This is a genomic window from Streptomyces johnsoniae (genome assembly GCF_031845565.1).
GTDB lineage: Bacteria > Actinomycetota > Actinomycetes > Streptomycetales > Streptomycetaceae > Streptomyces > Streptomyces johnsoniae.
The window spans coordinates 20,898-29,377 of record NZ_JAVREV010000031.1; the positions used below are offsets into that span (position 1 = coordinate 20,898).

Sequence of the window (8,480 nt, forward strand, 5' to 3'; positions counted from 1 at the left end):
TCAGCTCCTTCGTTCGTGCCGTGCGGTATGTGCGCCACGTGCGGGGCCCGGCCGTCAGCCGCGGCGGGCGGCCAGGGCGGCGCGGTAGTGGTCCGCGGTGGCGCGGGCGGCCTGTTCCCAGGTGAAGCGGGCCAGTACGCGGGCGCGGCCGGCGGCGGCGATGCGGGTGCGCAGCGCGTCGTCGGCGAGCAGGCGGCCGAGGGCGCCGGCGAGCGCCCCGGCGTCACCCGGCGGGACGGCCAGGCAGGTTTCGCCGTCGGGTCCCGCGACTTCGGGGATGGCGCCGCCGGTGGTGGCGACCAGCGCGGTGCCCGCGGCCATGGCCTCGGCGGCGGGCAGGCAGAAGCCCTCGTAGAGGGAGGGAACGCAGGCGACCTGGGCGCCGCGGACGAGATCGGCCAGGTCGGCGTCGCTGATGCCCTTGACGAACTCGACGGCGCCGCGCAGCCCGAACCGTTCCAGCGCGTCCGCGACCGGCCCGGCGGCGGGCCTGGTGCCGACGACGACGAGGTGGGCGCCCGGGTGTTCGGTGCGGACCTTGGCCAGGGCCTCGACGAGGTGGATCAGGCCCTTGAGGGGAACGTCGGCGCTGGAGGTGGTCACGATCCGGCCGGGAACGCGGGGCACGGCCGGATCGGGGTGGAAGACGCGGGTGTCGGCGCCGATGGGGACGACGTGGACGCGGCCGGGCGGGACCGCGAAGTCCTCGATGATTTCGCGGCGGGAGGCGCCGGAGACCGTGAGTACGGTCGGCAGGCGGCGGGCGACGCGTTTCTGCATGCGCGTGAAGCCGTACCAGCGGCGCACCGACCAGCGGCGCTTGCGGGTGCCGGCGGCGGCGAGTTCGACGCGGCGGTCGACGGTGACCGGGTGGTGCACGGTGGTGACGAGCGGCAGGCCGAGTCGGGGAACGCCGAGCAGGCCGTAGCCGAGGGTCTGGTTGTCGTGCACGATGTCGAAGGCGTCACGGCGGGCGGCGAGTTCACGGCGGGCGCGCAGCGAGAACGTGAGCGGCTCGGGGAAGCCGCCGGTCCACATGGTGGCGACTTCGAGCACGTCGATCCAGTCCCGGTACTCCCCGCGGGCGGGGGTGCGGAACGGGTCGGGCTCGCGGTAGAGGTCGAGGCTGGGCAGCTCGGTGAGGGGGACGCCCTCGTCGAGCACGGGGTAGGGCTGGGCGCCGATCACCTCGACACGGTGACCGAGGCGGGCCAGTTCGCGGGAGAGGTGGCGGACGTAGACGCCCTGACCGCCGCAGAACGGGTTTCCCTTGTAGCTGAGCAGTGCCACCCGCAGCGGGCGATCCTCGCCGGCGTCAGCTGCCACACGCGCCCCCTCTGCTGCTGCGCCTACTCGCGGGTATGACCGCGGGTATGACCATAACGCGGCCCTCCCCGGCAGGAATGCCCCGAGTCAGGTGATTATCACCACGGTCCCTCCGTGAGTAAACTGCAACACGTTTCAGAGTCCGGCTTCGAAAGCGGCCCCCCATGACCCTCCACCCCCGGCCCGACGCCCCCGCGCACGCAGCCCCGGCCAGGACCGAGCGGCAACGGGCCCGCAGGCGGCGGATTCTGGACGCCACGACCCGGCTCGCGGCGGCGGGCGGCTTCGACGCCGTGCAGATGCGGGAGGTCGCGGAGTCCGCCGAAGTGGCGCTCGGCACGCTGTACCGCTACTTCCCCTCCAAGATCCACCTGCTGCTCGCCGTGCTCCAGGACCAGTTGGGACAGCTGCACGCGACGCTGAGCGAACGCCCGCTGACCGAACGCGACCCGGCCGAACGGCTGGTGCACACCCTCAAGCGGGCCTTCCGTTCCCACCGCCGCGAACCGCGGCTGGCCGAGGCGATGATGCGGGCGCTCCAGTTCGCCGACGCCTCGGCCCGCGACGAGGTCGGCGCGGTGTTCCGGCTCACGACGGAGCTGCTGGTGGACGCCTCCGGCCTGTCGGAGACCCAGGCGGCGGCGCACGTCAGCGCCATCCGCGTCATCCGGCACACCTGGCACGCGACGCTGCTGTACTGGCTGTCCGGAAACATCTCCCTCACCGAGGCGCACACGGACGTCGAAACCGCCTGCCGGCTGGTGGCCGGAGCGCCGTCCCCGCCGCCTTAGGGCCCCGGCGGCGCCGCTAGTATGGCTTTTTCAGTCATGCCGTGAGCGGGAGAAGCCGGTGCAAACCCGGCGCTGACCCGCAACCGTGAGCGGGGGGCGGTCGCTTGGGCCCCCCGTGAGCCGGAACGCCTGCCCGCGGCACGCACTGGCCCTCGGCTCCCCCGCGGGGGAGCCGGCACCGTCGAGGAGTACGGCGCTGAGCCCGGTGCCACGCAGCGCATGCCGCGCCGTGGTGGTCAGCCGTGCCGGCGGACCGGTTCAGCGAAAGGCATCCGCGTGTCCCTCCTTCAGCACCCGCGCCGGGCCCGCCGGCACCGGGACCATCCGCGCCCACCGCGCCGCGGCGCAGCCGTGCTGACCGGCGCGGCCGTCGTGCTCGGGGCTCTGGGGCCGGCCGCGGAGGCGGCGCGGGCGGAGTCGCCCGCGCTGCCGGACGACGGCCTGTTCGGCGAGGCCGACCCGCAGTACGACGGGGTGTGGCGGCAGTCCGTCGCGCTGCTCGCGCAGGACACCGCGGGCTACACCCCGGCCGGGCAGGCCGTCGACTGGCTGCTCGGCCAGCAGTGCGACGACGGCGCGTTCCTGTCCTACCGGGCCGACCCTGGGCAGCCCTGCGCGGACGTGACCGCCGCCGACACCAACGCCACCGCGCTCGCCGTGCAGGCGCTGACCGCGCTCGACGGCCACGAGGACGCGGCGGACGCGGGGCTGAGCTGGCTGACCGGCGTGCAGAACGAGGACGGCGGGTGGAGCTACAACCCGGGCGGCGCCTCGGACGCCAACTCCACCGCGCTGGTGATCGGCGCGTTCGCCGCCGCGGGCCGCGATCCTGGCGAGGTGCGGCGTGCGGACAGCTCGCCCTATGACGCGCTCGCCGCGTTCCAGCTCGGCTGCGACGCCCCGATGGACGACCAGCGCGGCGCGTTCGCCTGGCAGCCCGACCAGGAGAGCGGCGATCTGTACGCCAGCGACCTGGCCACGGTGGACGCGGTGCTCGCCTCGTACGGCCGCGGCCTGCTGGTGGACCCGGACGTGCCCGAGACACCGGTCGCCCCGCTGGACTGCGAGGCCGGCGGCGGAGAGGGCGGAGAGGGCGAGGAAGGCGAGGAAGGCGGCGAGGACCCGGAGGACACCGCGGGCACCGAGGACACCGCGGGCGCGGCGGGCGAGCCCTCGGACGCCACGCTCCCGCGGCCGGAGAACGAGGAGTCGGCGACGGCCGGCGCCGCCTACCTGGCCGGGACGCTGGACGCGGGCGGCGACCACCTGACCTCGACCCCGGCGGGCGGCGAGGAGCAGCCCGACTACCTGGCCACCGCGCGCGCCGTCGTCGCCCTGGCCGCCGCCGGGCATGGCGACGCGGCGTCGGGCGCGCTGAGCTGGCTCGTCGAACACCACGGCGAGTGGCCGGACTTCGCGGCCAGCCCGACCGCGGTCGGCACGCTGGTGATGGCCGCGCACGCCGGGGGCGTGTCCCCCGAGGAGTTCGGCGGCACGGACCTCATGGCGCGGCTGAACGAGCTGGGCCCCGACCCGCACGAGGCGCCGGGCGAGGGCGGCGGCGACGCCGCGGACGACGGCGACGGCGGCCTCTCGGCGCTGTGGGTCATCGGCATCGGACTGGCCTTCGGGGCCCTCATCGGCGTGACGCTCGTGCTGTGGCGCTCCCGCGCGAAGGCCGGCCGCGCATGAGCCGCGGCGCCCCGCGCCGCCGCGCGCGGGCGGCCCTGCTCCTCTTCGGTTCCGCCGCGCTCGGCGGGCTGCTCGTGCCCGCGGGCGCGGCGCCCGCGGCGGCGGACGACGACCGGTACCGGTACTGGTCGTTCTGGACGTGGGACAGCACGGAGGAACGGTGGTCCTACGCCGTGCAGGGCCCCGGGACCCTGCGGCCGGGCGACGGCGACGTGCTGGGGTTCAGGTTCGCCGAGAGCACCGGCACCGCGGACGCCTCGGCGCCACGCGGCGCGGGTGACTTCGCGGCCGCCTGCGGCCCTGGGGACGGCGGCGACGGCGAACGGGTCGCGCTGGTCCTGGACTTCGGCACCGCCAGGGACGCGCCCGGCGGCACCGCGCCGCCGGAGCGGCGCGCCGAGTGCGCGCCGCTGCCGGACGGCGGCACCGCCGCCGAGGCGCTGGCGGCGGTCGCCGAGCCGCTGCGCTACGACGCGAACGCCCTGCTGTGCGCGATCGCGGGCTATCCGGCCCGCGGCTGCGCCGACGAGATATCCGACGGCGCGGGCGACAGCGCGGACGACGAGGCGGGCGACGAGGCGCAGGCAGGGGACGCGGACGACGACGGCGGCGGCTCGGGCGTCGCGGTGCTCGCGGGCGTCGGGGTGGTGGCCGCGCTCGGCACGGCCGCGCTCCTGCGGGCGCGGCGGCGCCGTGCCTGACCGCGCGCGGTGATGCCCGCACCCGGCCCACTGGCGCGCCTGGCGGCGCCGCAGGCGACGCGCGGCAACGCGCTGCACGCCGGCGCGTGGTGGCTGTGGGCGCTCGGCCTGGCCGCCGCCGCCTCGCGCACCACGAACCCGCTGCTGCTCGCGCTGCTCGTCACGGTCGCCGGCTACGTCGTGGCCGCGCGCCGCACCGACGCGCCGTGGGCGCACGCGTTCCGCTTCTTCCTGCTGCTCGGCGCGTTCGTGGTCGTGCTGCGGGTGCTGTTCGCGGTCCTGCTGGGCTCACCGATCGGCGGCACGCGGCTGCTGTTCACGCTGCCCGAGGTGCCGCTGCCCGGCTGGCTGGAGAGCGTGCGGCTCGGCGGCCGGGTCACCGCCGAGGCGGTGATGTTCGCGGCCTGCGACGGGCTGCGGCTCGCGACGCTCCTGATCTGCCTGGGCGCGGCCAACGCCCTGGCGAACCCGGCCCGCCTGCTGAAGTCCCTGCCCGGCGCGCTGTACGAGGCGGGCGTCGCGGTGGTGGTGGCCATGACGTTCGCGCCCCAACTGGTGGCCGACCTGCTGCGGTTGCGGGACGCCAGGCGGCTGCGCGGGCGGCGCGACCGAGGCGTGCGCGCCCTCCTCGGGGTGGCGCGCCCGGTGCTCGAAGGCGCACTGGAACGTTCGGTGGCGCTCGCCGCGGCCATGGACGCCCGCGGCTACGGGCGCACGGCCGAGGTGCCGCGCGCCGTGCGGCGCACGACCACCGCGCTGACGCTGGGCGGGCTGCTCGGCGTGTGCGCCGGGTCCTACGGGCTGCTGGCCGCGGAGGGCGCCGGGCTCGGCCTGCCGCTGCTGGCCGCCGGGCTGCTGGCGGCGTTCGGCGGGCTGCTGCTCGGCGGGCGGCGCAGCGCGCGCTCCCGCTACCGTCCTGACCGGTTCGGGGCCAGGGCCTGGCTGGTGGCCGGCGCGGGCGCGGCCGTCGCCGTCCTCGTCGGGCTGGCCTCGGCCGCGGACCCCTTGGCGCTGAACCCCCCGGCCGTGCCGCTGACCGCCCCCGCCTTCCCGCCGGGCGCGGCGGCGGCCGTGCTGCTCGGGCTGCTGCCCGCCGTCGTCGCCCCCCGCCCCGCCCCGCGCCCGGCCGGACGCCCGGCCGCGCCGGCCGCCAAGGAGGCCCCCGCATGATCCGTTTCACCCAGGTCTCCGTCGTCCATGGGGACGGAGACGGCGCCGACCCGGTACTCGGACCGGTGGACCTGACCGTGCCCGAGGGGGAGCTGTGCCTGGTCGTCGGCCCTTCCGGGGTCGGCAAGTCGACCCTGCTCGGCACGGTCTCCGGCCTCGTTCCGCACTTCACCGGCGGCACGCTGCGCGGCCGGGTCACCGTCGCCGGGCGCGACACCCGGCACAGCCGGCCGCGTGATCTGGCCGACGTCGTCGGAACGGTCGGCCAGGACCCGCTGGCCCACTTCGTCACCGACACCGTCGAGGACGAACTCGCCTACGGCATGGAGTCGCTCGGCCTGCCCCGGGACACGATGCGGCGCCGCGTCGAGGAGACCCTCGACCTGCTCGGTCTCGCCGACCTGCGCGACCGGCCCATCGCGACGCTGTCCGGCGGGCAGCAGCAGCGCGTCGCCATCGGCTCCGTCCTCACCACGCACCCGCGCGTGCTGGTCCTGGACGAGCCCACCTCCGCCCTGGACCCGGCGGCGGCCGAGGAGGTACTCGCGGTGCTCCAGCGTCTTGTGCACGACCTGGGCACCACCGTGCTGATGGCCGAGCACCGCCTGGAACGCGTCGTGCACCACGCCGACCGCATCCTGCTGCTCCCCGCGCCCGGCGCCGCGCCCGTGCTGGGCGAGCCCGCCGCCGTCATGGCCCGCTCCCCCGTCCACCCGCCGGTCGTCGCGCTGGGCAGGCTGGCCGGCTGGGACCCGCTGCCGCTGTCCGTCCGGGACGCCCGCCGCCGGGCCGCTGGCCTGCGGGACGAACTGGCGGCGCACACGCCGCCGTCCGCGCCCGCGCCCGCGCGTCAGGCGCCGCTGCTCACCGTCCGGCGTCTGGCCGTGCGCCGGGGGCGCGCCGAAGTGCTGCGCGGCGTGGACCTGTCGGTGCGCCCCGGCGAGACGGTGGCCCTGATGGGCCGGAACGGCGCGGGCAAGTCCACGCTGCTGCGCACGCTCGTCGGCATGCACCCGCCGGCCGCCGGCTCCGTCGAGCTGGCCGGGGCGGACGGCGGCGCGGCGCCGGTCGTTCCGCACCGCGCCGCGCCGGGGCGGCTGCTGCGGCACGCCGGGCTCGTGCCGCAGGACCCGCGGGACCTGCTGTTCGCGGAGACCGTCGCCGCGGAGTGCGCGGCGGCCGACGACGACGCGGGGGCCGCGCCCGGCACCTGCCGCGCGCTGGTGACGCGGCTGCTGCCCGAGGTGCGGGACGCCGTTCATCCCAGGGACCTGTCCGAGGGGCAGCGGCTGGTGCTCGCGCTCGCCGTGGTGCTGGCCGCGGCGCCGCCGGTGCTGCTGCTCGACGAGCCGACGCGCGGCCTGGACTACGCCGCCAAGGCGCGCCTGGTGGACGTGCTGCGCGCACTGGCCGGCCGCGGGCACTGCGTGGTGCTCGCCACGCACGATGTGGAGCTGGCCGCCGAGCTGGCCCACCGCACGGTGGTGCTCGCGGACGGCGAGGTCGTCGCGGACGGCCCCACCGCGGAGGTGGTGGTCGCCTCCCCCGCCTTCGCGCCGCAGGTGGCCAAGGTGCTCGCGCCGCAGCCGTGGCTGACCGTGCCCCAGGTGCGGGCCGCGCTGAACGGGCGCGGGGGCGCGGCATGAACGGGCCGCAGGAACGGCCGGTGCGGCGGCCCGCGGCGGTGCGGCTCGGGCCGCGGTCTGCCGCCGCGCTGGCGCTGGTGTCCGCGGCCGGGGTGGCGGCGTTCGGCTGGCCGCTGCTGGCCGATTCGGGCTCGGGGCTCGCGCACTCCGGCGACGCGCCCTGGCTGTTCGCGCTGATGCTGCCGCTGCTGCTGGCCGTCGCGGTCGCCACCATCGCCGACACCGGTCTCGACGCGAAGGCCGTGGCGATGCTGGGGGTGCTGGCCGCGGCCGGGGCCGCGCTGCGCCCGCTGGGCGCGGGCACCGCCGGGCTCCAGCCGATGTTCTTCCTCATGGTCCTGTCCGGCCGGGTGCTCGGCCCCGGCTTCGGCTTCGTGCTCGGCGCGGTGTCGATGTTCGCCTCGGCGCTGCTGACCGGCGGCGTCGGCCCGTGGATGCCGTTCCAGATGCTGTCGATGGGCTGGCTGACGATGGGCGCCGGGCTGCTGCCGGGCCCGCACAGCCTCCGCGGCCGGGGCGAGCTGGCGCTGCTGGCCGCGTACGGCGCGGTGTCGTCGCTGGCCTACGGGCTGGTGATGAACCTTCAGGGCTGGCCGTACCTGGCGGGCATGAGCAGCGGGATCTCCTTCGTGCCGGGCGATCCGCTGCCGGACAACCTGGCCCGTTACGCGGCCTACGTGGCGACGACGTCGCTGGGCTGGGACGTGCCGCGCGCGCTGCTGACCGTGGTGCTGATCCTGGTCTGCGGCGGGAGCGTGCTGCGGGCGCTGCGCCGGGCCACGCGGCGGGCGGCGTTCGAGGAGCCGGTCCGCTTCGAGTGAGGGCGGCGCGTCAGGGGGCGGTGGAGTGCTGCTCCAGCGCCTGCCGGGTGTGGGGGCCGTAGACGCCCTCCGGGTCGCCCTGCACGCCGTAGGCCGACTGGAAGCGGGCGACGGCGGCCCTGGTCTCCTCGTCGTAACGGCCGTGGGCCTCGCCGTTGTAGACCCAGTTGAGCTGGCGCAGCCGCAGCTGGAGCTCGGCGACCTCGGGGCCTTCGTCGCCCGCGTCGAGTACCGGGTCCACCTCCTCCTGCGGCGGCGGGGTCGTGGGGGTGTGCGTGGGGTCCGGCGTGGCCGGGGGGCCGGTGGGCTCCGGCTCGTCGGTGGGGGTGGGGG

The 8,480-nt window shown here is 77.0% G+C and carries 8 protein-coding genes; 6 read left to right on the plus strand and 2 right to left on the minus strand.

Translation table 11 applies throughout. The features are described from left to right. Nucleotides 1–54: 54 nt before the first annotated feature. A complete protein-coding gene (locus tag RM779_RS32795; RefSeq protein WP_311621445.1) occupies nucleotides 55–1,326 on the minus strand; it encodes a glycosyltransferase family 4 protein in 1,272 nt (423 codons plus the stop codon). Between the two features lie 164 nt (nucleotides 1,327–1,490). Between RM779_RS32795 and RM779_RS32800 the strand changes: the two genes are divergently transcribed. The 6 genes from RM779_RS32800 to RM779_RS32825 all read left to right on the plus strand — a co-directional run bounded on the left by RM779_RS32800 (nucleotide 1,491) and on the right by RM779_RS32825 (nucleotide 8,147). Continuing rightward, the gene (locus RM779_RS32800) at nucleotides 1,491–2,117 is read left to right on the plus strand and encodes a TetR family transcriptional regulator (protein WP_311621446.1); all 627 of its coding nucleotides are present in this window, start codon (nucleotides 1,491–1,493) and stop codon (nucleotides 2,115–2,117) included. Between the two features lie 276 nt (nucleotides 2,118–2,393). Next, on the plus strand, nucleotides 2,394–3,809 hold the full coding sequence (locus RM779_RS32805; RefSeq protein ID WP_311621447.1) for a prenyltransferase/squalene oxidase repeat-containing protein: 1,416 nt from the start codon (nucleotides 2,394–2,396) through the stop codon (nucleotides 3,807–3,809). Further along, on the plus strand, nucleotides 3,806–4,510 hold the full coding sequence (locus tag RM779_RS32810) for an SCO2322 family protein (RefSeq protein ID WP_311621448.1): 705 nt from the start codon (nucleotides 3,806–3,808) through the stop codon (nucleotides 4,508–4,510). Before RM779_RS32805 ends, RM779_RS32810 begins: the two co-directional genes overlap by 4 nt. Nucleotides 4,511–4,522: 12 nt before the next feature. Further along, nucleotides 4,523–5,680, plus strand: a complete 1,158-nt coding sequence (locus tag RM779_RS32815) for a CbiQ family ECF transporter T component (protein WP_311621449.1) — start codon at nucleotides 4,523–4,525, stop codon at nucleotides 5,678–5,680. Further along, entirely contained in the window at nucleotides 5,677–7,326 is a 1,650-nt protein-coding gene (locus tag RM779_RS32820) for an ABC transporter ATP-binding protein (RefSeq protein WP_311621450.1), read from the plus strand. Before RM779_RS32815 ends, RM779_RS32820 begins: the two co-directional genes overlap by 4 nt. After that, a complete protein-coding gene (locus RM779_RS32825; RefSeq protein ID WP_311621451.1) occupies nucleotides 7,323–8,147 on the plus strand; it encodes an ECF transporter S component in 825 nt (274 codons plus the stop codon). The genes RM779_RS32820 and RM779_RS32825 overlap by 4 nt, the downstream gene beginning before the upstream one ends. Before the next feature lie 10 nt (nucleotides 8,148–8,157). On the opposite strand, the gene RM779_RS32830 is transcribed toward RM779_RS32825, so the two are convergent. Next, a partial coding sequence (locus tag RM779_RS32830) for a peptidoglycan-binding domain-containing protein (protein ID WP_311621452.1) occupies nucleotides 8,158–8,480 on the minus strand: 323 nt, incomplete at its 5' end.

Coding starts and splice junctions, on each gene's coding strand:
- RM779_RS32800 (WP_311621446.1), top strand. CDS start 1,491: ATGACCCTCCACCCCCGGCCCGACGCCCCCGCGCACGCAGCCCCGGCC.
- RM779_RS32810 (WP_311621448.1), top strand. CDS start 3,806: ATGAGCCGCGGCGCCCCGCGCCGCCGCGCGCGGGCGGCCCTGCTCCTC.
- RM779_RS32815 (WP_311621449.1), top strand. CDS start 4,523: ATGCCCGCACCCGGCCCACTGGCGCGCCTGGCGGCGCCGCAGGCGACG.
- RM779_RS32820 (WP_311621450.1), top strand. CDS start 5,677: ATGATCCGTTTCACCCAGGTCTCCGTCGTCCATGGGGACGGAGACGGC.
- RM779_RS32825 (WP_311621451.1), top strand. CDS start 7,323: ATGAACGGGCCGCAGGAACGGCCGGTGCGGCGGCCCGCGGCGGTGCGG.